Source organism: Brevundimonas sp., assembly GCF_030656255.1.
Taxonomy (GTDB): domain Bacteria; phylum Pseudomonadota; class Alphaproteobacteria; order Caulobacterales; family Caulobacteraceae; genus Brevundimonas.
Window position 1 is genome coordinate 1 of the sequence record NZ_JAUSOE010000159.1, and the last position, 25,576, is coordinate 25,576.

The following is a 25,576-nucleotide window of genomic DNA, read 5'->3' on the forward strand; positions in this document are numbered from 1 at the left end:
GCCGCGGTGCTGGGTCCGATAGGCGTTCAGGGCGACGCGCTTGACGTAGCCGCCGTGGGTGACGGTGACGACCATGTCCTCGCGCGGGATCAGGTCCTCGTCCTCCATCTCGCCGTCGCCTTCCCCGATCAGGGTGCGACGCGGCACGGCGAACTTGTCCTTCACGTCGATCAGATCGTCGCGAATGATGGCCAGGACGTTCTTGCGGTCCGACAGGATGGTCAGGTGGCCCTGGATAGTGTCGGCCAGGCCGTTCGCTTCGCCGAAGATGTCGTCACGACCCAGGCCGGTCAGACGCGACAGGGTCAGGGCCAGGATGGCGCGGGCCTGTTCGTCGGTCAGTTGCAGGCTGTCGCCGTTGATGACGACGCTGCGGGGGTCGGCGATCAGCTCGACCAGGGCCATCATGTCGCCGACGGGCCAGGGCTTGGCCTGCAGACGTTCGCGCGCCTCGGTCGGATCGGCCGAGGAGCGGATGATGTGGATGACCTCGTCAATATTGGCGACGGCGACGGCCAGACCGACCAGGACGTGGCCGCGGTCGCGGGCCTTGTTCAGCTCGAACTTGACGCGGCGAACGACGACTTCCTCGCGGAAGTCGAGGAAGATCTGCAGCAGGTCGCGCAGGCCCATCTGCTCGGGCCGGCCGTGGTTCAGCGCCAGCATGTTGACGCCGAACGAGCTCTGCATCGCGGTGTAGCGCCACAGCTGGTTCAGGATGACGTCGCCCGAGGCGTCGCGCTTCAGCTCGATGACGATCCGCATACCCTGGCGGTCGGATTCGTCGCGGACGTCGGAGATGCCCTCCAGACGCTTCTCGCGCACCATTTCGGCGATCCGCTCGATCAGGGTCTGTTTGTTGACCTGGAACGGCAGTTCGGTGACGACGATCGCTTCTCGGTCTTTTCTGATCTCTTCAACCGAGGCGCGACCGCGCACGATGACCGAGCCGCGACCATCACGCAGGGCGTTGCGCGGCGCGGTGCGGCCCATGATCTCGCCGCCGGTCGGGAAGTCGGGACCGGGCACGATGTCCAGCAGGGCGTCGTCCGAAATGTTCGGATCATCCAGCAGGGCCAGGGCCGCATCCACGACCTCGCCCAGATTGTGCGGCGGGATATTGGTCGCCATGCCGACGGCGATGCCGCCCGCGCCATTGACCAGCAGGTTCGGGATCCGGCTCGGCAGGACGACAGGCTCCAGCTCCTTCTCGTCGTAGTTCGGCTGGAAATCGACGGTGTCCTTGTCGATGTCGGCCATCAGGGCGACGGCGGCCGGGGCCATCTTGGCCTCGGTGTAACGCATCGAGGCGGGCATATCGCCGTCGACCGAGCCGAAATTGCCCTGGCCGTCAACCAGCATCAGCCCCATCGAGAAGGGCTGAGCCATCCGCACCAGGGCCATATAGACCGAGGCGTCGCCGTGGGGGTGGAACCGGCCCAGCACGTCGCCGACCACGCGGGCGCATTTCGAATAGCTGCGCTCGGGCGTCATGTTCAGGTCGTGCATCGAATACAGGATGCGACGGTGAACCGGCTTGAGGCCGTCACGGGCGTCAGGAAGGGCGCGGCTGACGATCACGCTCATGGCGTAATCGAGGTACGAACGCTTCAGTTCGTCCTCGATCGTGATCGTGGAAATATCGGAGCCGCCGCCTCCCGGAACGATCGGAGTTGCGGCGTTGTCGTAGCTGTCGTCGGTCAATGAAACGTGGCTTTATGCGGCCGGAATCGGAACGTGATCCGCTGTGACGATTTCTAGCATTCTAGGGGCTTGGAGGCAAAGCGACGTCGCCATGAAAGCCCGTCTCTGAAAGGACATTTCACATGCGCGCCAAACGCCTCGCCGCCGCCCTCCTCCTCGCCGCCCCCTTGGCCCTGATCGCGGCCTGCGCCTCGACCGCCGATGCGGCCCAGATGCAGGCCGAACGGGCGCCTGTCGGCGTGACCGGACAGGCCGTCCTGATCAATGCCCAGGGCGCCAATATCGGCCGGGTCGACCTGCGCCAGGGACCGACCGGCCTGGTGATCAAGGTCGAGGCCTCGGGCCTGACGCCCGGCTGGCACGGCATCCATATCCATGCGACCGGCGCCTGCGCCGCGCCCTTCACCTCGTCCGGCGCCCATATCAACCACGGCGAGCCCAAGGCTCCGCACGGCCTGGTGAACGCGGCCGGACCGGACGACGGCGATCTGCCGAACGTCTACGCGGGCGCCGACGGCAAGGTGAACGCCGAACTGTTCACCACCCGCGCGCGGATTTCCTCGGAAGGGCCGGGCCAGTGGCTGTGGGACGCCGACGGCTCGGCGATCATCATCCACGCCAATCCCGACGACCACGCCAGCCAGCCCATCGGCGGCGCCGGCGACCGGGTGGCCTGCGCGGCGTTGAGCGCGAGCTGACGCCTCACTCCCTCCGCCGTCCTCGGGCGAGAGTTCACCGGCGCCGATTGCTCGCGGTGACGATCCGTCTTGCCGAGGTCTAACGCAGACCGGCTTAACCCCGGCCACTTTTGCGGGGGAAGTTCAGTAGGCCTGGGCGTTGAACGCGCGCGTCTCCTCGACCGTCAGGAAGTGGGGATTGGTCGCGGAATCATACTGGAAGCCCGGCGTGACACGCTCCCCGACTTCCCCCAAGGCGTTGCAGCCGAAATCCGCATTTGAGCTGTGGAAGCGGATCGTGGGCGCAATCACATAATGGTCCGGGAAGGCGTAGGTCAGGTGGGAGTCGTCGGTTGGGCACATGACTTCATGCAGTTTCTCGCCCGGCCGGACGCCCACGACGTGGGTGGGCATTCCGGGGGCCAGCGCTTCGGCCAAATCGGGAATTCTCACAGAGGGAATCTTCGGAATGAAAATCTCCCCCCCCTGCATCCGCTGGAAATTGGTCAGGACGAAATCGACACCCTGACGCAGCGAAATCCAGAACCGGGTCATGCGCGGGTCGGTGATCGGCAAAGATTCCACGCCCTCGGCGATCAGCTTTTCAAACAGAGGCAGGACCGAACCACGCGACCCCACCACATTGCCGTAGCGGACCACCGAGAAACGCGTCCGGTGACTGCCCGCCATATTGTTGGCGGCCACGAACAGCTTGTCCGAGACGAGTTTGGTCGCTCCATAGAGGTTGATCGGACTGGCGGCCTTGTCGGTCGACAAGGCGATCACGCTCTCGACGTCATTGGCCAGGGCCGCAGCAATGACGTTCTCGGCGCCGCTGATGTTGGTGCGGATACATTCCGTCGGATTATATTCCGACGCCGGCACCTGTTTCATCGCCGCCGCATGTATGATGAAATCAACGCCGCGCGTGGCCTGTATCAGCCGATCCCTGTCACGCACGTCGCCGAGAAAGAAACGCATGCGCGGATCGGAAAACTCGTGCTGCATCTCGAACTGCTTCAGCTCGTCGCGCGAATAGACAATCACCCGCTTTGGATCGTAGCGCTCCAGGATGGTGCGGACATACATCCGCCCGAACGAGCCCGAGCCCCCCGTAATCAGTACCGATTTGTCGTCGAACATGGCGATTCAGGTGCCCTAAACTAATGCTGCGCGCAGACCGGCATCCGCAGCGCCGACGCGTCTGAAGAGCGCCCGGACGGCTCTAATGCACGTTTTCGCATGTCCTGAGCAGCATCAGCAACACTCTCCAAGGCGCCGAGAGCCTCCCCGCGATCGCCCCATGGTCTGTCAGTCCAGCAATGACCAGACCAGCGGTGTGCCCTTCACAGCGTCCTGCCGCAGTCTGCGCCCGAGGAGCTCGCGATAATGCCGGGGGTGGAGGCCGTCGCCGGGGCGGACGGAACGAAGGTTCTCGGGCGTCAAAGCCTCCCCCTTCTTCATGTCCATCGCGATAAACAGTGATCGGCCGAAGCGGCGGTTGATCAGGGCCTGGCCCGTGGGTCCAGACTGGACGCCGCCGATGGCTTGCTCAGCGATCCTGACTCCCTCAACCAGGCTGGCGAAGTCGTCCGGCGTCAGCGAGAAGCTAGCGTCAGGCCCGCCGATGGCGCGGTCGAGAATGAAGTGTTTCTCGATCACCCGGGCGCCCAGCGCCACCGCGGCTATGGCGACCGCATTCTCGGTCGTGTGATCCGACAACCCCATCCTTAGGCCGAAGGTCTTCGCCCAGACCGGTATCGTCGCCAGATTGGCGTCCGACGGCAGCGCCGGATAAGCCGAGGTGCATTTCAGCAGGGTGATGTCATGGTTGCCTTGCCGATGACAGGCCGCGATCGCCTCCTCGATGTCACCCATATTGGCGATGCCGGTGGAGATGATCATAGCGCGCCCCTTGGACGCCGCATGTTCGATCAGTGGGATGTCCGCGATCTCGAACGAGGCGATCTTGAAGATCGGCACGTCCATCTCGTCCAGGAAATCGACAGCCTTGAGGTCAAACGGCGACGAGAAGAAAGTCAGACCGAGGCGGTGGGCCTCCGCCTGGATCGGTGCATGCCATTCCCACGGCATCTGAGCCTCGAGGTAAAGGTCGTGCAGGGTCGCGCCGTCCCAAAGGGTTCCGTCGTTGATCTGAAAAGGCGTCGTCTGGCAGTCAAGGGTGATCCCGTCGGCCGTGTAGGTCTGGACCTTGATCGCATCGGCCCCGGCGGCGGCCGCGGCGCGCACGGTTTCAAGGCAAACCTCAAGCGAACCGCCATGATTGGCCGAAAGCTCCGCCACCATGAACACATGGTCCGGATAGGTGAAGCTCATGCCGCATCTTCCTTGAATACGCTCGCCATCAAGGCCGCCCGATCAGAAGGCCAGTCGTCGGCCAACCGCGCCATACAGACAATATCCTGCAACTCGCCATCCTTCAGACGCTCTTTCGCGAGCAAGCCTTCACGGGTGAAACCAAACCGCTCGTGCAGCCGGACGACGCCGCCGTTGAAGGCGAACACCTCGCAGCACAGTTTGCGGATTCCGACCGGCCCGAACGCCTCTTCCAGCGCGAGCAATTCCATGGCGGCGCCTGATCCGCGCGGAGTGTCCGTCTCTCCGAGATAGAAGGCCCACTTGGCGCGGCCATGGGCCCGGTCAATTTCGGTGAAGGATACGAAGCCGACCGGCCGGTCGCCGTATTCAAATATGCGATAGACGGCAGATCGGTCCGCCAGGCTGCGATCAAACCAACGGTCATGCTCGTCGACCGTGATGATGTGGTCGCTATACATATTGGCGCGGATACGATCCTGATTGCGCCACGACAGGACGAGGGCGCGATCTCCCTCGGCCATCGGCCGCAATCGGCAATCGGCATAACGCATCAGACGCGCTCCTGAACCATGGACCGTTCGAGATGATCGAACAGACGTCGAACGCCCTGCCCGTCGACCACGCCTGCGGCTCTGGCGCCGATGCTCTGTCGCACGACGGGATCCCGCAGTTGAGCCATTGCCGCCTTCACGCGCGCCTCGAGGTCCGCAGCGTCCCAAACGCCCGCGACGATGTAGCCGCACAAGGCCGGCCAGTGATCGAGATTGGCCTTCTGGTTTGCGGCGATTCCGACGAGGATGGCCGGCGTGCCGCACCGGGCGAGTTCGAACACCGTCTGCCCCGCACCGCTGATTGCGATGTCCGCGGCCAGCATCAGTGACGCCATGGCGGCGGCGTCGATCGCCTGATGGACGGACACGCCGGGCATCGAGGGGGGCGCCGGCTGGCCGGCCCCCAGCACCAGATCAATCCTCCCCGCAGGATAGGCCTCCCGGGCCAAGCGGGCCATGGGCAAGCCGAGCCCGTGCAGGTCGCCTCCGCCGAAGATCACCAGAATCCGCTCGACGTCAGGCCGCGCGGGCAGGCGCTCCGGCAGATCCCAGAACGGCGGACGCAAAGGCTGCCACGACGGACCGTTCAGCACCCTTTCGCTTTCGGACGTCTCGGAGACCGGCCGATCCGGGGCCGGATGAACGACCACGCCCGACGGATAGGACGAGCCCAGGTCATCGATGAAGACTGTGACGTCAGAATTGGATGCGATCGTCGCCATGGCCTCGGCCGAGGCGGCATAGCTGTCGATCAGAGCGATGCCCGCCCGAATACCGCCCGGGGTCTCTCCGTCCTCCTGCCAGCTACGCTGGATCACATCCTGCCCGGAGCCGATCGCGGCGACAGCGACCGCGTCACCGTCCAGAATCCAGCAAACCTGTCCGCCTCGCAGCAACCAGCCTTCCGCATAGGCACTGCACCGACTGACGTGGCCGAGCCCCCGCACCCGATCGCCTTCGGTGAACACTATAAGCAATCCCGGCGTAGTCATCGCGATGCGCCGGAATGAGGCAGACTTTGTTGGCGTTCGGTCATCCGCCAATCCCCTTTGGCGTCCATGTCCTGAACCTCGATTTCGACGTGGGTCACTGCGTCTAATGTCCCCGCGAAAGGGGTCGGTCGGGTCGTCCTCTCGGCTAGCTACGCGATTTGCCGCTGCGATGCACGACTATTGAACTGACAATAAGTCTCAACAAGCTATCGCGACGATCAAAGTCGCTGCACGAAGACTCTGCCCATACAGTCGACGCCCCGTTGGCTTTGCCGCCGAAACCCTAACCGCTCGATCCGGACCGGAATCAGGGTACTTTGATCCGAATGTCCCTCAAGTTTCGAGGGCTCGCACGGTTGAGAACCTCTTTTCGCCTACCGCTCACGAGCGGTTCGACGCCGAAGGATAACATGAAAACGACTACAAACGGGGGAAGGCAATGAGCACGGCGGCCGAGAACACCAGCATAGGGCCATCTGTGACACAGGCGCTGATCTCTGATGGCGCATATCGGTTCGAACGGCCGCTGGACCCCGCAGGCGCGACAGCGCTGCTGAAAAAGATCAGGGCCATGCGTAGGTTCGACGAAAGCCTGTTCCTGGAAGAAGAGGCCTTCGACCTCAATCCGCAGTATCGCGGCGTAAACCCTCGTCCTGGACGAAATCTTCTTGAACAGTTCGATGCAGAGCTGGCTTTTGTTGAGCAGGATCGCGGTTTGGTGAGCGCCCTCACAGAGGTGCTTGGACCTGACTATGTCATCACAGACCGCAAGATTGTCTGCGGCGTTCCATCCCGGTCGATTCCAAACTGGTTGAAGGCGCGCATCGAAGGAGCCCCCGTCAACAATCTGGGCCCATATGTGAAACCCGAGTATCGGGATGTGACCTATTTTTACGGCATCGACTTCCACCAGGACATCATCGACTTCAAAGACCAGGAAGCCGATTTTGTCACCGTATATGTCTACCTTCATCCGGTCGCCCGATCTGACGCGCCGCTTTTCCTGCTTGAGGGCAGCCATGTGCTCGGCGCGACAACCTTCCCGCACATGCTCTCGCGCAAGGACGGACAAGCCTGGCTCTACAACGGCCCGGATGGGCAGTCTGTCGAGGTGCGACAGACCGTTCTGACAGGCCAAGCGGGCTTTGCCGCCCTCTGGCACCCTTTCACCCTGCATGGAACTCAGCCGGATACTGCGGACCACGAACGTATCTCGTTGCGTTATCTAGTCAGCCGGCGGTCACCTTCCGTAGGGGGACTTACCGCCGTGAACGCAGCCATTCGAGGCCCGCTTCTCCTGCAGACGACGCGGATGGATCTGGCTGCGGACGGATCAGCGCAGATCAAAAGCAACCTGGTGCGCACGGCCGAGGGCTGACCCCCTTGCGTGCCAACGCCTCATGAATCGTGCCCAACATCTTCTCATCGAGAAATTGCGCAGCCCTGAACATGTCTGACCCCATCGCCGCCGAACATCACCCCATCGAATTCGCTCGGCGAGTTATTCCAGCGGCTCGTCCGCGCCTACCCGACGCCGACGCTGTTCTCCCGTATCTGCGTCGCATAGACGCGGCCCGGAGCTATTCGAACTTTGGCCCTCTTCTAACGGAGTTCGAATCCCGACTTGCGAGCCGCTTCGAGCCGGGTTCCAAGGTGGTCACCTGCGTGAACGGAACCCAGGCCCTGACACTGACCCTAAATGCGCTGGACCTCGCGAAGGGCAGTCTGGTCGCCATTCCGTCCTACACCTTCGTCGCCACAGCCCATGCAGTGATCGCCGCCGGCCTGACCCCCCTGTTTCTCGACGTGGACCCGAACGACTGGATGCTTCGACCTGAGACCGTGCGCGACGCCCTCGCATGGGCGCCCGCTCCGGTATCGGCCGTGGTCGTTGTCGCCGCCTTCGGCGCCATGCCGAATCTCGAAGCTTGGAAAGCGCTGCGCGAAGACGCCGGCTTGCCCGTCGTGCTGGACGCCGCCGCCGCCTTCGATCAGGCACACGCAGCGGAAATTCCCACCGTAATAAGCCTGCACGCGACCAAGGTCCTCGGTATCGGCGAAGGTGGGTTTCTGGCGACGACGGACGCCGACCTGGCGACGCGCGTCAGGCAGTCAACGACGTTCGGCTTTCGCGGCTCACGCCTCTCGGACATCGCGGCGACGAATGCGAAACTCAGCGAGTATGCGGCCGCAGTGGGTCTGGCCGCCCTGGACAGCTGGGAGACCGACCGGCTGCAGTTTTTACGTGCCGCGCTGTTGATGAAGGCCGCCATGACCTTTCTTCCTGACGTTCAGTTCCAGCCGGGCTGGGGCGACAGATGGGTCACCAGCGTATGCTCCGTGCGCCTCCCGAACGGATCGGTTGACGCCGTTGAACACAGACTCCAGGACCAAGACATTCACACCCGGCGCTGGTGGGACCGGGGTTGTCACTTGAATCCGGCTTTCGCTGAGTACCCGCGTGGGGATCTGTCCGTGACCGAGACCCTGAGCCGTTCCGTGCTCGGCCTGCCATTCGCGATCGACATGGACGGTGATGATATTTCGCGTGTCGCCGCCGCCTTGAACTTGGCGCTCGCAGGCCGTTGACCTTGGGTGTCGCACAACACCATCCCCGATGGCGGCAGTGTCGGTTCCCTCCCCCTCACGGAACAGGAAGGAAAGATTCGACATGATGGGAACGCCGCCCAAAGGCATAGGCAGCGTTATCCCTGCGGCTGACCGGGCCAGCTCATCGTTTTGCGCGGCTACAGTGTGGTCGGCCTGGACGGCTGGACAGAGCGACACCCGCGCTTTTGCGACCGCCCGCGCGGCCCTAGCCGCTCTGCTTGTGGCCCGCCAAGTGAAACGGCTCTGGCTGCCGGCCTATATTTGCCGCGCTCTGGTCGAGGGCGTGACAAGGGCGGGGGTGGAACCGATCTGGTACGGGGTGGACGATCAACTCAACTGCGATGTCGAGTCCGTGCGCGCCGGCCTGGCGCCCGATGATGCGGTCCTGACGATCGCCTGGTTTGGCCGCCCGCCCGAGACCAAGTTCCAGATGCTGGCTTCTGACTTTCCCTCCCTCCTGATCATCGAGGACCGCGCCCAGGCTTTGGACCCGGGAGCGGGCATCCCGGGGGCAATCCGGCTTTACAGTCCGCGCAAGCTGCTGGGCGTGGCTGATGGCGGCCTTCTCGTTGGGTCAGACCTGCCTGCTCCCCCGACCCGGCCAGGGTTGCCCGACCTGTGGACGGCCAATGACGGCCGGCGTGCGGACGCTGAGGGGCGGGATCCTGACACATGGTTCCCAAACTACCGAGCCCGCGAGACAGCGTACGACGCCGAGCCCCGCTGTTGCAGTGATCGAACCCTCGCCGCACTCGATCTAGTAGCCATCCAACCCGAAGCAGACGCCCGTCGTCGCAACTGGGAAAGCCTCGCTGCACATCTGGCTCCGTTTGCGCTGTGGCCCGATCCGGCTCCGCAATTCGCGCCCTTGGCTTTTCCTATCGTCGTCTCGAATGCAGCCGATCTCGTCGCCCATCTTGCAGACCGGCGAATCTGGGCTGCTCGCCATTGGGAGAACCTTCCCTCTCCCAGCCAATTTGGCGCCGCCCATCGGCTCAGCAGTCGTTGTGTTTCGTTGCCCCTGGACGGCCGTTACGGGCGGCCAGAGATGATGCGCATCGTCGACGCCGTCCTGGAATTCGCAGGCTCACCACCTCTCCGCACCGCTTAAGCGCGGTAAGCCGGAAAAAATTCGGTCTCCACGCCGGCGCTCAGGGCGGCATATCGCGCGGGATCGAGAACCGCACCGCACAGCGAAGTCATGACCTCTCCATTGGCGAAGCCGCTTTTGAAGGCAAAGAGCCCCCCCTCTCCGGAGCCGATCCCGGCGCCTCCGCCCAGGTTGACCACGCCCTGCCCCTCGAAATGTTGGATGGCTGTGTCGTAGAGGGCGAAACTGGCGCCGTTGGCGTATCCATCCGTATCGACCGCAGTCAGGTGGTTGTAGATGACGCCGTCGCAGGCGAACCATAGCGTCATGCCGACGATACGGTCTCCGACCGAGGCTGCGAAGGCCACCAGCGCCGGTTCCTTCCCCATGACCTCGAAACTGGCGTCGGGAAAGGCGGCCACCCCGGAGACGCTCCGGCGGGTCACCAGACCCCGGTAGAGGCGTTTCCAGTCTTCGAGCCAGAGCGGCAAGGGGCCGACGTCGATTCGGCACCGGCGATGTCCCCGGCGGATGCGTTCGGCATGATGCCGGCTGGGGCTGTAGCGGCCGCGGGCGGGGTCGATGGTCAGGTGGGCCTTGAACGGCTGAACGAAGCCGAACGCCTCCGAAAGACGCTCCCGCGGGGGGCCTGCAAGCGGATCAGGCACGAGCACGACCGAGATCAGACCGAGGCCGCACAACCGCTCCAGTCCGCCGCTCAAGTCTGCGGTCGTCGCAAGCGGCGTCAAGGGATAGAGACCCATGGCATCCTCGCCCTCACCAAAGGCGGGATTGAGATCCCGAGGAATGGAGCGCGCCAGAATCGGAACGCCCCACTCCGGTACGGCCACCGGCCGTCCTGCGTGGCTTAGCGCATGGGCGTAGGCCAGGCTCGCATAGGGATGCACGAGCTCAGTCGACCCAGTAGCGGTTTTCGGCGACCAGATCGGCATAGTCCTGGCGTGTGACGCCGACGAGGATCCTGTCCCAGCGACGCCCCTCGCGGAAATGCCAGCCTCTTTGCCGGCCCTCCTCGCGCCATCCGCATTTGCCGACATAGAGCCGGTGCGATGCGGCGTTGTATTCGATTATGTCGCCGTCCAGCCTTTCCAGCCGCAGCTCATCGAAGGCATAGCGCATGATCGTCATGACCGTATCGAGACCATAGCCCTTGCCCTGCGTCTCGGCGGCGCCCAGCATCATGCCGTGGAAGGCGGTCCCATTCTTCCAGTCTATGGCGACGAGGTTGGCCGTACCGAGCAGCTGGCCGTCCTCCAAGCCTTCGATCGCGAAACGTTGATTCAGCCGTTCGGTCGCCAGACCTTCCAGCCAGGCCAAGGTGCTCGCCTCGCTGGAGGGAAATTGCCAGCCGCCCAACTGCCTCCAAATGGCAGGGTCATTGGCCCAGCGATGCAGCAGCGGAATATCGCCCGGCTCCAGCGCCCGTAGACGTACTCGGCGACCTGAAATGCTCATCGTGCAGCCCTTGCAACGACAAAGATGCTGGCGCATTCGCTCGGCCGTTCCTGGCCAAGGGCATAACACGCTTCGAGGAAATCGTCGCTGATCAGCGGACCTCCAATCAGGCCGTTGAACTGAAAATTGGCCAGGGGCTTGTAGAAAATTCCTCCGCTGTGCTCAGCGTTCAGTCCCGCGGCCGCGACGTCGCGTTGCAGGGTGTCCAGCCTGTAGACACGGCGATGACCCGCCGCCTCATCTGCTGCGGACAGGCCTTCCAGATGGCTGAACAAGCCCATTTTCACCGCGATGCGTCGCGACGGAGCCTCGGCGTTGGGCACAACCACATAGAGACGCCCGCCGGGCGCCAGGAGCGCACCCAGTCGACGCAGGGCGGCCACCGGCTCCGCGACGTGCTCCAGCACATGCGAAAATACGATGGTGTCGAACCGTCGATCGGTCTCGTAGTCCTCGAGCAGGGCCTCGATGACGACCACACGATCACCCAGCCGTTTGCGCGTGTGGCCGACGAAGGTGGGATCGGGCTCCAGAACCGTCAGGTCGTCATACCGCTCAAGCAGCAGGCTGGTCTGGTCGCCGTGCGCGCAGCCGACCTGAAGGCAAGCGCCGTCCGCGAACCACGGAGAAAAGGCGCGCATCATATACCCCCGCATCAGGGCGTCGAACGGGGCTGCGCCCTCGCCGTAGGAGGCCACGGCCGCCGCCAACCGCTGATGTTCGGCCGAGACGACGGCGCTCGGGTGAGTCATCGGATCTGTCGCGCTCATATCTGATCCGCCTTGAACGACCAGTTTTCAGGGGGTTGATAATAGTCCTCGACGCTGGTCGGCACCCGGGCATGAAACCCCAGAAGTTGGCGCGCTGTCGGCGTCAGGCCGGAATGGGTCTCGACGGGCAGGAAGCGGGGCCAGTCCATATGCGGTTTCATGAATGGGCGGCCAAAACAAAGCGTCAGGCCGCGGCGCAGCGCGGCGCTACGATTGGGCGCCGCGCTATGAACCACCAGGCTGTCGAACAGAATGATGTCCCCTGCCCGGCCGGTAAGAGAAATAGCCTGTTGGGCAAAATGGTCCGCCGAGGGCATGTCCTCTACGCGGTGCGATCCTTCCAGCAGTCGGGTCGCGCCGTTTTCAACGGTGAAGTCGTCCAGCATCACCAGCATGTTCAGCGACAGTCTAAAACCGTTGGACCAGGTCCGGATGTCCCTGTGGGGCTTGTGCGTATAGGTCGTGACCCCCGGTGGATGCAGCGTCACCCCGAAATTCAGCAGAATGGTCTTGCCGTCGAAATAGTGCTCGATCTGGTCCATCAAGGGCATATCCCCGACAAGACGATCCAGACTGTTGTCCAGGCCGAGCGCATGATGACCTGCGCCCTCCATATTGGCGGCGACGCCGTTCTGCACCTGGACCATGCGGCGCTTGGCGTAGACAGCCTCCGCGTCTCGTCCCAAAGCGGCGACCTGGTCTGCGTCCAGCACGCCCTCGAAACGCACCCATCCCAAGGTGCGCATCTGTTCGTCAATCTGGCTCTGATCCAAGGTCATTAGGGTTCCAGTTGGACGAACAGGGCGGTGCCCATGACGAAGCTGCGGGCGATCCGGTCCGCGTGGCGCGTGCACCAGGCGTCGCCTACCATTCGAGGGCCATCGCCAAAGGCCCAGACATAGTCGTCAAAAACCACCCAGCCCCCCGGCGCCATGTACGGCGTCCAGTTCTCAACGTCCTCTGTCACCCGCTCCAGAGAATGGTTGCCATCGATATGCAACAGGGCGATCCGGCCCGCATAGACGGTGCGGCCCAGGACCTCGGTCTCTACAGTCAAGCTGGGACAATAGCGTTCGGCGGCCACAGTCGAGGTGGCGCGAATATAGTTGATTCGCCCGTCCGCAAGGGGCGCGAGATTGGTCTCGAAGATGGTGAGAGCGTCGTCCAGGTTCATGGCTGCGCTGGCCTTGTCCAACATCGCCACGCCCTGCGCCAAGGCGTCGGCTCGCCATGGATCGATACACAGCACCGGACCAAGATCGTGATGGCGTGACAACAGGGCCAACAGGGCCGCGGACCGGCCCCACCACGATCCGATCTCGACGATATCTCCGGCTGGGACGTGACGCGCGACCTCTATCATCGCCGCGATCTTGTCGTTGTCGGACATGCCGGGCACATCGTCCACAAAACGCAAGAGACCGGCCAGCCGGGGACCGGCGAGACGCGGGGCGCCGCCGCCGAACCAGTCGGGCGCAGCGCTTATCTCGGCTGCGCGGTCCCAGAGGGCGCGGTAAGCCCGCTCCTTGGCCAGAAGCGGCGAGACACTGATCAAGCTGACCTTCGCGGAAAGCCCCGGAAGAACTTCGGCAAGATGGGCGCTGACGACTTCATGAGGAGAATAGATGGCCGTAACGCCCAGACGTTCGATCAGGCGTCGCAATGCCTCGGCGAAGTCAGGATCATGGACATAGGGCAGGTACTCCCAGCTGTCGTAGCGGCCCGCTTCGGGATTCCACGCAAGAGACGACGCCCCGACGACACGATGTCCCCGCTCGGCCGCCTCGCTCCGGTATTTCAGAGCGTCCGGCGTCCCGGCCGGAAAGACGAGGACCGTTTCGGTCATGACCTCAGTGCGCCTCCACGATCGCGCGCGCGTGCATCTCGCGGAAAATACTTTCGAGATTGCGCGTGAAGCCCGCCTCGTCACGGTAGGGCGAGGCGTCGAACGCGGGGCGAACCCGCTGACGGAGGCCGTCAAGGCGTGAAGCGTCGGCGGTCAGGTCCAAGGCGCGCCTGACGTAGTCGTCCCAGTCCTTCGCGATCAACTCGGTCAGCCCGCACGGCACAAGCGCGGGCAGGCCAATCCGCGAAAAGAAATCGTCGCCCTCGAGCGTCAGGACCGGCACGCCGTTGGCCAAGGCGTCGCATGTGGTGGTCCCGCCCGTGCAGGGCGAAGGATCGAGCGCCAGATCGATCTCGGAGAAGGCGTTCAGGTAGTCCGCCCCTGTGCTGTGCCCTTGGAACTGCAGTTGTTCGGGGCTGACCCCATAGGCGGAAAATCGAGCCTGCGTGGTCCGTTGCAAGACGGGATCGACGTAATATCGGTACTTGAACAGCAACCGGTTCGTCGGACGGGTCCGAAGGATTTCCGCCCAGGCGATCACTGTCTGTTCGCTGATCTTCGCCGGATTGTTGAAGGATCCGAAGGTGACGTAACCGTTGCGCAGCGCCGGCGTCGGCGCAGGATCGGGGCGATCCGGCGCCGGTCGATAGGGCGCCATGATATCGCCCATTCGCCAAATCTTCTCGACGAAATAATCCGCCGTTCCGGGGGCGTCCATGCTGTCGGCGTGCAGCACATAATCCATGCTGCTCAGTCCGGTGGTCTGCACGAAATTTATCCAGGCCACCTGCACGGGCGCCGGACGATGCCCGAAGACCGATAGCCGGCTGCCAGCCGTGTGACCCCAGACATCGACGAGGACATCGATCCCATCCGCGCGAATTTGCTCGACGACCTCGGTGTCCGGCATCGCCCCGATCGCCCTGACTGTACAGGCTTCTGGCAGGCCGATCTCAACGGATGGATCCGCGCAGTACAGGAAGACTTCCACGGACGCCGGGTCGTGAGACTCAAGAACCGGAATAAGAAACTGGGCCACCTGATTGCGCGAGAAGCTCGGGCCGACATAGCCGATCCGCAGGCGTCGATTTGCGGCCGACGAGTTGGCGATCGTCTTCGTCCCAAATGTGTGGGGCGGGGCGTAGAGGGCGGCCCATCTGCGCGCCTCGTCCGATACCTGCTTCAGACGGTCAGGCCCGTGAAACAGCGCGTAGATAAGAAAGCCGTGGATTGCAGGCCCGGGAAAGCGCTCGACGGCAAGGGTAAAGACATCGATCGCCTCGGCCATCCGACCCTGATGCTGCATCGCCAGGCCATAATTGATCAGGACATCAGGGGCGAGATTGTCGAAATCCAGCGCCTTGCTCAGAGCCAGCGTCGCCGCCCCCATCTGATTGGCGATATACAGCTGTCGACCCACGGACCCGCAGTAGGCGGAATCGGAGCGGAACCGCTCCATGTCCATGCCGACCGCCCGTATGAGCGCCACAGCATGCAGATTGCAGGCATCGATCAGAATTTGACGCGCAAGAGTCTCATGTCCGGCTGCAACCAGCGCGCTGTAAAGCCAGTATCGGCTTTCCCAGTCAGCAGGCTTGTTCTGCGTTATGGCGTAGAACAGTTCGACCGCTTGGTCCGAATCTCCACGGGCAAGGGCGCCGCGGCCATCCTCCAGGGTCGGCGGAAAAGTGACGTCCTCGAGGGCATGGGAAACCGGCATGATGGGGCGACCGTCTGTCCTTTTATGTCAAGTTGGTGTGCTTCGTTAAACGAGGCGTTAACGGGACGCTGCCGGTCGCCTGAGCGCTGCGCATCTTCAGAGTCCTCCTGACCAGACAGTCTAATCGCCTGCCACTCTCCAGAAAGATCACACGTTGCACCATCGCCGCACAGGGTCGCTCGCAAAGCCGCCCCGCCTGCTCCCGGAGGACTTGGCCGAAGCGGGGGAAAGATCACGTTAACCCCGTTTTGCCACTATGTTTCAATCGAGGAGATAGTTGGTGAACCGGCTCAAAGATTCCGCATCACGACCGCGCCCCATCCTCGAAGGGCTTAAAGGGGATTCGGCCCTATCGGACTCCCTCGCCAGTCTCATAAAGGCCCAGGAAAAAGACAGCCGCGGCGGCGCCAAGCTATCGGCCAAGGCGCAGGCGAGTCGGCGAAAGACCCTTATCCGGTTGAAGACCGGTCTGGAGGCCCTAGCTCGGCAGGACTATGCCACCGCCTCGACGCGTCTTCAGCAGGCGCTCGAGTTGGACGACAGCAATGCCTTGGCCTGGCGGATGCTGGCCGTGGCTTTTGACAAACAGGGCGAGTTCGCCAAGGCGTTCACGGCCTATGAAGCCGCCGCTCGGCTGGCCCCCAATGATCTCTCCGTGGTGCGCGAAGTGGGTCAGCTGGCCTATCGCCTCGGTAAGCTGGAGATCGCCGAGAGGCTGTTCCAACGCTTCCTGGCGGGCGAGCCAGGCAATGAAGAGGTCGCCGACAGCCTGGCCTGCGTCTTTCGCGACCAGAACCGATATGATGAGGCGTTCGCCCTGCTGCGCGACAGCATCAACGGCAATCCCGAACACCCGGTTCTATGGAACACCCTCGGCACGGTGTTGAGCGAGAGCGGCGATATTGCTGGAGCGATGGTCTATTATGATGAGGCGCTCCGACTGGATCCAGGCTTCCATAAGGCCCGCCATAACCGGGCCTACTGCCTGACCGTTCTCGGCGAATCCGAAAGGGCGCTCCAGGACATGGACCTTGCCTCGCAAGGCCTGACCGACCCCCGCCAAATTGCCTCCATCCGCCTGGCGAAGGCCTTCACGCAGTTGCTCACCGGCGACCTAGTCGGCGGGTTCGACAGCTATGAGGCTCGGTTCGATGCGGCTTCTGAAGGCGCCTTTGTCTTCACTGAATTCGGCAGACGTTGGGAACTTGACGACGACCTGCGCGGCAAGAGCCTGCTGATCTACGGCGAACAGGGCCTGGGTGATGAAGTCCTTTTCGCCAACATCATAAGCGACACCCTGAACGCCCTCGGCCCTGACGGCCGGCTGATCATCGCCGTCGAACGAAGACTGGTGACGCTGTTCCAGCGCAGCTTTCCACAGGCGAAGGTACTGCCGCACAAGACCGTCCGTCAGTTCAACACCCTGTTTCGAACGGTCGATCTGGGCGATCAGCCCGCCCCGATCGACGTCTGGACTCCTATGGCCAGCCTCTTCCGGCGTTTCCGGACCAGCCTTGCCGCCTTCCCCCGCGATCCGGGGTTTCTGGTCCCCGATCCGCAACGCGTGGCGCACTGGCGTCAGGTGCTCGAGGACAGCGGGCCCGGCCCCTATGTCGGCGTGCTGTGGAAGAGCATGAAGATGGGCGGGTCGCGCCAGCGCCACTATTCGCCGTTCACCCTGTGGAGCCCCGTTCTCGAAACGCCGGGCGTTCGGTTCATCAACCTTCAGTACGCCAATGCCGAGGAAGACCTGGCGGCGGCCAGGTCGCGCGGATTCGACATCTGGACGCCGCCCGGCATCGATCTGAAGATGGATCTCGACGACCTGGCCGCGCTCTGCGCCGCGCTGGACGCCGTCATGGGGCCATCGACGGCGACGACCAATATCGCGGCGGCGGTGGGCGTGCGGGTGTTTGTCAGCGCCGGTCCGGGTTCGTGGACGGGGTTCGGTTCGGATCAAGCGCCCTGCTATCCTTCCGCCCGCATCTTCCACGCCACACAGTTCGATCAGTGGGAGCAGGTGATGCGGCAGATGGCCGAGGCCCTGAGCGAGGAACTTCTGTCGGATCACACGAGCGGATCGCGGCCTGATGCGGCCTGAAATCATTCGGGCGCTGACGGCGCAGGGCCGCTGAACATGGAGCCCAAAGGCTTCATCCCCTATGGTCGCCAGTGGATCGACGCGGATGACGAGCGCGCCGTCCTGGCCGCGCTCCGATCCGACTTTCTGACCCAGGGCCCGGCGACGCCCCAGTTCGAGGCCGAGCTTGCCGCCTATGTCGGCGCCCGATTCGCGGTCGCGGTGAGCAACGCCACAGCAGGCCTTCATCTGACCATGGCGGCGCTGGATCTCGGTCCCGGAGAGGGGATCACCAGCCCGATCACCTTCGTGGCGACGGCTAACGCCATGGCCTATGTGGGATTAACGCCGGTGTTCGCCGATATTGACGCGGAGACCCTGAACCTGTCGCCTGCGGCCACGCGCGCCGCATTGACTGATCGAACTCGCGTCATCGCCCCTGTCCATTTCGCCGGCCGCCCGGCCGACATGGCCGCCTTTCGCGAAATCGCTGGCGTGTCCGGAGCCCGCATCGTCGAAGACGCCGCCCATGCGATCGGCTCAGAACATGGCGACGGCAAGGTCGGCGACTGCCGACACTCGGACGCGACCGTCTTCTCGTTTCATCCCGTCAAGACGATGACCACGGGCGAAGGCGGCGCGGTGACGACCAATGACCCGGCGCTGTACGAACGCCTGCTTCTCCTCCGCTCACATGGCATCACGCGTGACCCCGCCCGCCTGTCAGAGCAGCCCGGAACCTGGTGGTACGAACAGCAACTGCTGGGATTCAACTATCGTTTGACCGAGATCCAGGCGGCCCTGGGCTCGAGCCAGTTGAAGAAGCTGGATCGGTTCATCGATCGTCGACTCGCCATCGTCGATCAGTATCAGGCCGCATTCGAAGAGTTGGACTGGCTTCGTCCGCCGCGCCCGGAGCCGAACCGCACCGGATATCACCTGTTCGTCGTCCAGATCGACTTCGAGCGTATCGGCCGGTCCCGCGCCGAGGTGATGGCCGCGCTCGCCGCCTTGGGCGTCGGATCGCAGGTGCACTACATCCCTGTTCCGCATCAGCCCTGGTATCGTCAGATCTACGGCGAGCCGGGTCCCTTCCCGGCCGCTGATCGCTACTACGACACGGCGCTCAGCCTGCCGCTTTTCCCCGCCATGACCGACGAGGAGGTGGAGCGCGTGATTTCTGCGGTGAAGGGCCTGGCGTCGGAGGGTATGGCGTGAAGGCCCTGGCAGTCATTCCCGCGCGCGGCGGCTCCAAACGGTTGCCTGGCAAGAACATCCGCGACTTCGCCGGCAAGCCGATGCTGACGTGGTCGGTCGAGGCCGCGCTGGAAAGCGGCCTGTTCGACACAGTGATGGTGTCGACCGACAGCGAGGAGATCGCCGAGGTGGCCCGCGCCGCCGGGGCGAGCGTCCCCTTCCTGCGCAGCGCCAGGACCGCCGACGATCATGCGATCATCATCGACGTCATGGCCGAAGTGATCGATCGCTACGAGGCGGACGGCCAGCGCTTCGATCGCCTGTGCTGCATTTCGGCGACGGCGCCGCTCTTGCGCTCGTCGACGTTGAAGCGCGCCGCCGATCTGATGGACACCGGGGATTTCGATACGGTCTTTCCCGTTGTCGCCTTCGACTATCCGATCCAGCGTGCCCTGCGCCGCGACATGCAAGGCCGGACGGCGATGCGGCGCCCCGAACACTACGCCAGTCGATCGCAGGACTTGGAGCCCGCCTATCATGACGCGGCGCAGTTCTACTGGATGACCCGCGAAGTCTGCGTGACAAAACAGCCGACATTCGCCGGCCGGGCCGGCAGCTTCGTCATCGATGCAATGGAGGCCCAGGACATCGACACGCCGACGGACTGGCGGCTGGCCGAGCTGAAGATGCAACTGGCCAAGTCAGGTCAGTAGGCGGCCTGGGCGTTGAACGCGCGCGTCTCCTCGACCGTCAGGAAATGGGAATTGGTCGCGGAATCATACTGGAAGCCCGGCGTGACCCGCTCGCCGGTTTCCCCCGAGACGTTGCAGCCGAAATCCGCATTGAGCTGTGGAAGCGGATCGTGGGCGCAATCACATAATGGTCCGAGAAAGAGTAGGTCATTTTAACCACCCCGGATTTCCCGAAGGCTATTTGGTTTAAGTTGTGCGGCGATGGGGACGTCGTCTACGGCTGCGTAGAACCATTTTTCTGCCTCGGCGGGCGGGATGTTGCCGATGGGTTCGAGCCGGTGCCGATTGTTGAACCAATCGACCCATTCGAGGGTGGCGTACTCGACGGCTTCGAAGGTGCGCCATGGCCCGCGTCGATGGACGACCTCTGCCTTGTAGAGGCCTCGGGTCGAGCCCGAGGATGACGGAGTATTTGGAACGTCAGCGCCCCTTCTCGGCCAGCAGGGTCCTGATCAGTTCCGTCTGCTCTTCTTGGCGCGCGGTCAGGTGTTCGACCTTGTCCAGTAGGGCCATGATCTCGATCTCGGCCTTCAGGTTGACCTGATAGTCGTTGCCGACATCAAGACGGTCCTTCGCCGCCTGACGGTTCTGGCTCATCATGATGATCGGCGCCTGGGCCGCCGCGATCATCGACAGCATCAGGTTCAGGAAGATGAAGGGATAGGGGTCAAAGGCGTCCCGCCGCAGGGCCAGGTTCAGCAACGTCCAGGCCAACAGGAACAGGCCGAAGGCGATCAGGAAGGTCCATGACCCGCCGAACATCGCCACCCGGTCCGCCAGTCGGTCGCCGAAACTCTGGCGTCCGTCGAAGGCCTCGTTGACGTCCTCGGAGATCGGGCGGCGTTCGGCTGTGCTGCGAACGACGCTGGCCGCGTTGGCGGAAAGTTCATGCGTCTCTTTGCCCAGCCAGCGGCGGGAGACGTGGTCGGCGTCGATGGGGGCGTGGTTCACGGCGGTCTCCTGAAAGGCTCAGGCGATGATCAAGCCTTGGCGGCCCCCGCGCGCAAGCCCCGTTCGGCCAGGGCGACCAGGGCGACCCCGCCCATGGTAATGGCCGAGCCGGTCAGGATCTGGGGCGTCAGCACGTCGCCCATCAAGCCCCAGCCGATCAGCATCGACACCACCGGCGTCACCAGCAGATAGGGCGTCACCCGCCCGGCCTCGCGCCGCTGCACCAGCCAGAACAAAAGGGTGGTGGCCAGGACGGAGGAGACGATCCCCGCCCACAGCAACGAGGCCCAGACCATGGGCGTGGCGGCCTGCACCGCCTCCCACTGCCCATGTTCAAACACCGCCGACCCGAAGGCCATGACAGGAAAGGCGCCGAGCGCCAGCAGGCCCTGCATCTTCAGCGGCGGGATCGAGGTGGTGCGCCGGGCCACCACCGTCGTCACGCCCCAGGCGGCCCCCGCCGCGATGGCGACCAGGATGGCCTTCCAGTCCTGCAGCGCATGGGCGTCCAGCGTCATCCAAGCCACGCCGACGAAGGCCACGCCCATGCCGACCAGGGCCGCCTTGCTCAGCCTTTCACCCAGGATCAGAAAGGCGAACAGGGCGGTGAAGGGAATCCACAACTGGTTGGCCACCGTCACGGGGCTGACGTCGGTCGCCATCCAGTAGGCGGTGTAGGCCAGGCCGTACTGGATCGGTCCGCCGACGATGACGATCAGCAGCAGGCTCCTCCAGTCCGGGAACGGCGGGCGGACGAAGACGATCAGGCAGGCGGTCGCAAGGCCGAACCGGATCGCCCCGACCAGCAGCGGCGGCAGGGTCTCGGTCGCCAGCTTGGCGCCGGCGTTGTTGACGCCCCACACCACGATAATCGCCACGATGGCGGCAATCTCCAGCCCGGTCAGGGCGTGAGGCCTGGCGGGCGACTGGGCGGGCGGCGCGGCGGGCGGGACGGCGGTCATGCCCGCCTATCGCACGATGCAGGCCTCGCGTCGGCTCACTTTGAATGAGCTTAGGTTTCCGCCTCAGAACGTCGGCTTGGCGACCATCAGCCAGTAGATGACCAGGACGCCGGCGAACGCGGGCCAGCCCAGGGCGAACCACCAGCGGAACAGCCGATGATAGGCGGTCGGCAGCGCCGCCCCCTGCCCTGCCGCCTGTTCGGCCAGTTTCATCATTCGGTACTGGATCCACACGACCGGCAGCCAGCAGACGCCGACGAACACATACAGACCATAGGCCGCCAGCAGCCACGGACTGGTCAGGGACCAGCCCTGAAGATGGATCAGACCCAGGCCGCTGATCGGCTGGATCACAACGGCAGTGGTGGTGAAGACGAAGTCGGCCAGGACGACGATCCGTCCCACCTCGGCCACCGTTCGGGCGTCGCGCGTGGCGTGGGCGCGCAGCATGAAGAAGGCGATGCCCGCCCCTGTGCCGAACAGAACGGCGCCGGACAGGATGTGGATGATCTTCAGCGCGAAATAGAGGCTCATCGGCGGGCGTCCGTAGCGGCCACGAACAGGCAGAGCGCCATCATCGGCAGGACCTTCAGCCACGGCCCCAGCGGATCGAGCCAGTAGTGCGGCAGGCTGAGCGTGCCCGCGATCAGATAGCCGACCGTCGCCAGACACATGAAGACCGCCACCCGCGCCGTCCACGGCCGCACGAACAGGGCCAGTCCAAGAACCACATCCAGCAGCGCGCCCCACCAGGCCACCAGCCCGGCCCATTCGCCGTAGCCGCCCTCGTGCAGAATAGCCACGGCGCCGTTCCAGCCGGGGCCAAAACTGATCAGGCCGGTGATCAGCCAGAACAGGCCCAAGGTCAGGATCGAGAGCGGGCGCACGAACCACAGCCGGGCGTGCCAGACGTCCTGGACCGAGGCCGGGGTCTCGGCCAGGAAGCGGGAGAAGCCGCGCGACGGCACGCCCAATCGGTCCGCCCACCCGCTGTCACGCCCGGCTACGTCGTGATCCATCTGTTTGATCGCGGTCGTGCGGATCGGCGAAGACCAGCCCAATCGCCCCAGCAGGTCGCCGACGACGAGGGCCGGCGCGGCCAGGGCGCGCGGCACAGGCACGACCGGCGCAGGTTTCAAACCGAGCCAACCGCGATAGAGGCGCACCGTCTCGATCATGGTCACCGCATCCGGCCCCGGCATGTCCAGCGACTGACGCGACGGAGCGCCCGGCTTCAATGCCGCGACGACGGCGGCGCACAGATCGCCCAGCGGGATCGGACGGAAGATCTGATCACCCCCCACCACCGGATTGAACAGCGGAAAGGCCGCCAGCGCCCGGATCAGACCGGTGCCGCCGAACGCCGCGCGGTCCACCACCAGCGACGGGCGCAGGATCAGCCAGTCCAGGGTGCCGCCGGCGACCAGTCGTTCGGTCTGCGCCTTGGTGCGAGCGTAGTCAGTGCCAGCGTCATCGTCCGCGCCGACGGCGGATATATGCACCAGACGCCGGACGCCCGCCGCTTCGCAGGCGGCGATCAGGGCGCGGGGACCATCGACGTGCGCGGCGCGCGTGCTGTCGCCGGCCCCGTTCTGCAAGACGCCGACGCAGTTCACCACGGCGTCCACCTCCGCCAGCAGAGGCGCCCAGGCGGCGGGCGTGGTCAGTTTTGAGAAATCGGCCGCGGCCCAGTCATAGAGAGGCGCGCGACGCGTGGGTTCGTCGGTGCGGCGCGCGCCCGCGCGCACGGCCCAGCCCTGCGACGACAGGGCCGCCGCGACATGGGAGCCGATGAAGCCGTTGGCGCCCAGCACCAGCACCCGCCCGCTCATCCCAGCACTCGGTCCATTAGATCGACACCCTTTGGGGGCACGGCGCACCAGGTCACGCCCGGAAACCGGCGGCGACGGCGCGCGATGAAGTCATAGAGCGGATCGCGGATGAAATGCGGCGCGATCCGCCCGATCACCGCCAGGCCATAGGGCGGCGGCAGCAAGGCCGCGATGCCCAGCACGCCGTCTGACCGTTCGCGGGCCACCCCGTCCTGGATCAGCAGCATCGTATAAGGATCATCGGCGTCCACGCCGTAGTGGACCAGCAACCAGGGGCCGGTCGTCCGGGAAATCGGGCACGGCGGGGTCGTCGCGATAGCTGTAAGCCCGCCGCGCCACGTCGAGACCTTAGAACGGAATGTCGTCGTTCAGGTCGTAGCTTTCCTTGGGGCCGCTCGGCTTGTTGGCGCCGCCGGTGGAGAAGCCCGAGGAATAGTCGTCGTCGCCGCGACCACCACCGCCGCCGCCGGCATACCCGCCGCCCGACGAACCGCCTTCCGAACGGCCGCCCAGCATGGTCAGTTCACCCTTGAAGCGGCTGACCACGATCTCGGTCGAATATTTCTCGACGCCCTGTTGGTCGGTCCATTTGCGGGTCTGGAGCGCGCCCTCGATATAGACGGTCGAGCCCTTCTTCACATAGTTCTCGACCACCTTGACGATGTTGTCGTTGAAGATGACGACCCGGTGCCACTCGGTCTTTTCCTTGCGCTCGCCCGAGGACTTGTCGCGCCAGGTTTCCGAGGTCGCGATCGACAGGTTGGCGATACGGTCGCCGTTGGGCATGGACCGGATTTCCGGATCGCGGCCCAGATTGCCGACCAGAATGACCTTGTTGACGCTGCCCGCCATGGAAACTTCCTTCTCGTAGGGAGCGGCGAACGCCTCGCCCGCCCTGTAATTCAGTCGGATGTCTTAGAGCCGCCGCCGGTCACCGCCAGCCGCTTTCGACATCAGACCCGCCAAACCGGTGGATTAACGAAATGTTCCACCTTTGTTCACACCGTGCAAGTCTCTTCTGAGATCAGACTGGCGCCCTATTTCGTTTCGGGCGGCGGCGCAGCGATCGCGATCGGGCGCCCCGTGTCGTCGCGCTGGATGGCGCCGGGAATGGCCAGACGGCCGTCGCCGGTACGGGCCATGGCGAAGAAGCGGCTCCCCGTCAGGCTTTTGCCGATCTTGACCCCCTCGCGGTCCACGAAGATGAAGCGGCCCTGATAGGCGCCCGCCACCTCCTGGTTCGAGCCGCCCATGCGCAGGAATCGAAGGCGCATCTCTTCAAGCTGGCCGGCGCACAGTTCGATCTGGGCGACGTTCTCGCCCATCTTCTGCAGGCGCGGCGGCTGACCGTCCGGCGTGGCGACGAAATAGCAGACGCCGGGTTCGAACTCGAACTTCGGCTCATTGGAGCAGGCGGCCAGCGTGGCGGCGGCGATGACGGAAAGGACGAGCGCGCGCATCAGTTCAGACCCGGGAATTGGCAGTTGCGGTCCTGCTCCGCCAAGGTGCGGAAACGGCTGTTGTCACCCGACTGTTCTACCCGGCGCGGGACCAGACGCAGGGTCGTGTCGCCCCAGCGGCCATACTGGGCGTCGCCGGGACGCACGCAGGTTCCGGCGTACAGGGCCTGGACGCAGGCGTTCAGGCTCATGCCGCTGGACAGGACGCGCCAGTCGGAACCGGAGTGACGCAGGCACTGGGCGCCGGCGGCGGCCGGCGCAGGCGTCGGGGTGTTGGGGGTGGAGGGATTGGCTTCAAAACGGGGGTTCGGATCCGCCTCGGCCATCTCGACCGGCGGCAGCTCCGGCGGCGGGGCGAAGGCGGCGGTGGGTGCGGCCGCGAGGGCGCCCGTTTCGTCGATCCCGACATCCAGGGCGTCGGTCGCCAGGCCGTTGCGTTGGGCGCAGACGGCCAGTGTCGCCATGCCCACGAACTGGCCGTCCACGAAGCAGCGCAACTCGCGTGTCGGCTCCAGCGTCGGGGCGTCGGCCAGGTCGACGGTCAGACCGCCCCTCGCGGCCGGCGG

Annotated in this window: 26 protein-coding genes and 1 pseudogene; 7 read left to right on the forward strand and 20 right to left on the reverse strand. The window is 64.5% G+C overall.

The genetic code is table 11. The annotated features are described in order from the left end of the window. A partial coding sequence (locus Q7J26_RS15855) for a DNA topoisomerase (ATP-hydrolyzing) (protein ID WP_304937332.1) occupies window positions 1–1,704 on the reverse strand: 1,704 nt, incomplete at its 3' end. A gap of 122 nt (window positions 1,705–1,826) precedes the next feature. Between Q7J26_RS15855 and Q7J26_RS15860 the strand changes: the two genes are divergently transcribed. Beyond that, on the forward strand, window positions 1,827–2,402 hold the full coding sequence (locus Q7J26_RS15860; protein ID WP_304937333.1) for a superoxide dismutase family protein: 576 nt from the start codon (window positions 1,827–1,829) through the stop codon (window positions 2,400–2,402). Between the two features lie 123 nt (window positions 2,403–2,525). On the opposite strand, the gene pseB is transcribed toward Q7J26_RS15860, so the two are convergent. The 4 genes from pseB to Q7J26_RS15880 all read right to left on the reverse strand — a co-directional run bounded on the left by pseB (window position 2,526) and on the right by Q7J26_RS15880 (window position 6,240). Beyond that, window positions 2,526–3,524, reverse strand: a complete 999-nt coding sequence (gene pseB / locus Q7J26_RS15865) for a UDP-N-acetylglucosamine 4,6-dehydratase (inverting) (protein WP_304937334.1) — start codon at window positions 3,522–3,524, stop codon at window positions 2,526–2,528. Window positions 3,525–3,692: 168 nt separating this feature from the next. Further along, complete coding sequence (gene pseI, locus Q7J26_RS15870; RefSeq protein WP_304937335.1) at window positions 3,693–4,718, reverse strand: pseudaminic acid synthase; 1,026 nt, start codon at window positions 4,716–4,718, stop codon at window positions 3,693–3,695. Beyond that, the gene (gene pseH, locus Q7J26_RS15875) at window positions 4,715–5,272 is read right to left on the reverse strand and encodes a UDP-4-amino-4,6-dideoxy-N-acetyl-beta-L-altrosamine N-acetyltransferase (protein ID WP_304937336.1); all 558 of its coding nucleotides are present in this window, start codon (window positions 5,270–5,272) and stop codon (window positions 4,715–4,717) included. Before pseH ends, pseI begins: the two co-directional genes overlap by 4 nt. Beyond that, window positions 5,272–6,240 carry a hypothetical protein gene (locus Q7J26_RS15880; protein WP_304937337.1) on the reverse strand — a complete coding sequence of 323 codons (969 nt, stop codon included), beginning with the start codon at window positions 6,238–6,240 and terminating at the stop codon, window positions 5,272–5,274. The genes pseH and Q7J26_RS15880 overlap by 1 nt, the downstream gene beginning before the upstream one ends. A 463-nt stretch (window positions 6,241–6,703) precedes the next feature. On the opposite strand from Q7J26_RS15880, the gene Q7J26_RS15885 reads away from it, so the two are divergent. The 3 genes from Q7J26_RS15885 to Q7J26_RS15895 all read left to right on the forward strand — a co-directional run bounded on the left by Q7J26_RS15885 (window position 6,704) and on the right by Q7J26_RS15895 (window position 9,985). Next, window positions 6,704–7,642: a phytanoyl-CoA dioxygenase family protein gene (locus Q7J26_RS15885; protein WP_304937338.1), complete on the forward strand. Its 939-nt coding sequence runs from the start codon at window positions 6,704–6,706 to the stop codon at window positions 7,640–7,642. 71 nt (window positions 7,643–7,713) lie between these two features. Continuing rightward, window positions 7,714–8,853, forward strand: a complete 1,140-nt coding sequence (locus Q7J26_RS15890; RefSeq protein WP_304937339.1) for a DegT/DnrJ/EryC1/StrS aminotransferase family protein — start codon at window positions 7,714–7,716, stop codon at window positions 8,851–8,853. 82 nt (window positions 8,854–8,935) lie between these two features. Further along, complete coding sequence (locus Q7J26_RS15895) at window positions 8,936–9,985, forward strand: hypothetical protein (RefSeq protein ID WP_304937340.1); 1,050 nt, start codon at window positions 8,936–8,938, stop codon at window positions 9,983–9,985. Here the strand turns inward: Q7J26_RS15895 and Q7J26_RS15900 are convergent. The 6 genes from Q7J26_RS15900 to Q7J26_RS15925 all read right to left on the reverse strand — a co-directional run bounded on the left by Q7J26_RS15900 (window position 9,982) and on the right by Q7J26_RS15925 (window position 15,776). Then, the gene (locus tag Q7J26_RS15900) at window positions 9,982–10,815 is read right to left on the reverse strand and encodes a GNAT family N-acetyltransferase (RefSeq protein WP_304937341.1); all 834 of its coding nucleotides are present in this window, start codon (window positions 10,813–10,815) and stop codon (window positions 9,982–9,984) included. The two genes, Q7J26_RS15895 and Q7J26_RS15900, sit on opposite strands and share 4 nt — an antisense overlap. Before the next feature lie 61 nt (window positions 10,816–10,876). Beyond that, the gene (locus Q7J26_RS15905; protein ID WP_304937342.1) at window positions 10,877–11,476 is read right to left on the reverse strand and encodes a GNAT family N-acetyltransferase; all 600 of its coding nucleotides are present in this window, start codon (window positions 11,474–11,476) and stop codon (window positions 10,877–10,879) included. Further along, a complete protein-coding gene (locus Q7J26_RS15910; RefSeq protein ID WP_304937343.1) occupies window positions 11,437–12,192 on the reverse strand; it encodes a bifunctional 2-polyprenyl-6-hydroxyphenol methylase/3-demethylubiquinol 3-O-methyltransferase UbiG in 756 nt (251 codons plus the stop codon). Before Q7J26_RS15910 ends, Q7J26_RS15905 begins: the two co-directional genes overlap by 40 nt. Before the next feature lie 14 nt (window positions 12,193–12,206). Next, complete coding sequence (locus tag Q7J26_RS15915; RefSeq protein WP_304937344.1) at window positions 12,207–12,989, reverse strand: phytanoyl-CoA dioxygenase family protein; 783 nt, start codon at window positions 12,987–12,989, stop codon at window positions 12,207–12,209. Continuing rightward, entirely contained in the window at window positions 12,989–14,056 is a 1,068-nt protein-coding gene (locus Q7J26_RS15920; RefSeq protein WP_304937345.1) for a class I SAM-dependent methyltransferase, read from the reverse strand. The genes Q7J26_RS15915 and Q7J26_RS15920 overlap by 1 nt, the downstream gene beginning before the upstream one ends. A gap of 4 nt (window positions 14,057–14,060) precedes the next feature. Further along, window positions 14,061–15,776 (reverse strand): hypothetical protein, encoded by a 1,716-nt coding sequence (locus tag Q7J26_RS15925; protein WP_304937346.1) that lies wholly within the window; start codon window positions 15,774–15,776, stop codon window positions 14,061–14,063. A 457-nt stretch (window positions 15,777–16,233) separates the two neighbouring features. On the opposite strand from Q7J26_RS15925, the gene Q7J26_RS15930 reads away from it, so the two are divergent. From Q7J26_RS15930 to pseF, 3 genes are read left to right on the forward strand one after another with little or no spacing between them, the layout of a single operon-like run. Continuing rightward, window positions 16,234–17,877 (forward strand): tetratricopeptide repeat protein, encoded by a 1,644-nt coding sequence (locus Q7J26_RS15930; RefSeq protein WP_304937347.1) that lies wholly within the window; start codon window positions 16,234–16,236, stop codon window positions 17,875–17,877. A gap of 36 nt (window positions 17,878–17,913) precedes the next feature. Continuing rightward, window positions 17,914–19,074 (forward strand): UDP-4-amino-4,6-dideoxy-N-acetyl-beta-L-altrosamine transaminase, encoded by a 1,161-nt coding sequence (pseC, locus tag Q7J26_RS15935; protein ID WP_304937348.1) that lies wholly within the window; start codon window positions 17,914–17,916, stop codon window positions 19,072–19,074. Next, window positions 19,071–19,766 carry a pseudaminic acid cytidylyltransferase gene (gene pseF, locus Q7J26_RS15940; RefSeq protein ID WP_304937349.1) on the forward strand — a complete coding sequence of 232 codons (696 nt, stop codon included), beginning with the start codon at window positions 19,071–19,073 and terminating at the stop codon, window positions 19,764–19,766. The genes pseC and pseF overlap by 4 nt, the downstream gene beginning before the upstream one ends. Before the next feature lie 191 nt (window positions 19,767–19,957). On the opposite strand, the pseudogene Q7J26_RS15945 reads toward pseF, so the two are convergent. The 9 genes and pseudogenes from Q7J26_RS15945 to Q7J26_RS15985 form a co-directional block, all read right to left on the reverse strand. Beyond that, a pseudogene (locus Q7J26_RS15945) lies at window positions 19,958–20,188 on the reverse strand (hypothetical protein); the annotation flags it as partial. Between the two features lie 37 nt (window positions 20,189–20,225). Next, window positions 20,226–20,756 (reverse strand): DUF1003 domain-containing protein, encoded by a 531-nt coding sequence (locus Q7J26_RS15950; protein WP_304937350.1) that lies wholly within the window; start codon window positions 20,754–20,756, stop codon window positions 20,226–20,228. Window positions 20,757–20,785: 29 nt separating this feature from the next. Then, window positions 20,786–21,718: a DMT family transporter gene (locus tag Q7J26_RS15955; protein WP_304937351.1), complete on the reverse strand. Its 933-nt coding sequence runs from the start codon at window positions 21,716–21,718 to the stop codon at window positions 20,786–20,788. 63 nt (window positions 21,719–21,781) lie between these two features. Beyond that, the gene (locus tag Q7J26_RS15960) at window positions 21,782–22,252 is read right to left on the reverse strand and encodes a DUF2269 domain-containing protein (RefSeq protein ID WP_304937352.1); all 471 of its coding nucleotides are present in this window, start codon (window positions 22,250–22,252) and stop codon (window positions 21,782–21,784) included. After that, window positions 22,249–23,550: an SDR family oxidoreductase gene (locus Q7J26_RS15965; RefSeq protein WP_304937353.1), complete on the reverse strand. Its 1,302-nt coding sequence runs from the start codon at window positions 23,548–23,550 to the stop codon at window positions 22,249–22,251. Before Q7J26_RS15965 ends, Q7J26_RS15960 begins: the two co-directional genes overlap by 4 nt. Next, on the reverse strand, window positions 23,547–23,819 hold the full coding sequence (locus Q7J26_RS15970; protein ID WP_304937354.1) for a thiol-disulfide oxidoreductase DCC family protein: 273 nt from the start codon (window positions 23,817–23,819) through the stop codon (window positions 23,547–23,549). Before Q7J26_RS15970 ends, Q7J26_RS15965 begins: the two co-directional genes overlap by 4 nt. A 79-nt stretch (window positions 23,820–23,898) precedes the next feature. After that, window positions 23,899–24,402: a single-stranded DNA-binding protein gene (gene ssb, locus Q7J26_RS15975; RefSeq protein ID WP_304937355.1), complete on the reverse strand. Its 504-nt coding sequence runs from the start codon at window positions 24,400–24,402 to the stop codon at window positions 23,899–23,901. A 185-nt stretch (window positions 24,403–24,587) separates the two neighbouring features. After that, window positions 24,588–25,010, reverse strand: coding sequence for a hypothetical protein (locus Q7J26_RS15980; protein WP_304937356.1), 423 nt, complete (start codon window positions 25,008–25,010; stop codon window positions 24,588–24,590). Next, window positions 25,010–25,576 (reverse strand): hypothetical protein (locus Q7J26_RS15985; protein ID WP_304937357.1); only part of this gene is annotated, 567 nt, incomplete at its 5' end. The genes Q7J26_RS15985 and Q7J26_RS15980, both read right to left, overlap by 1 nt.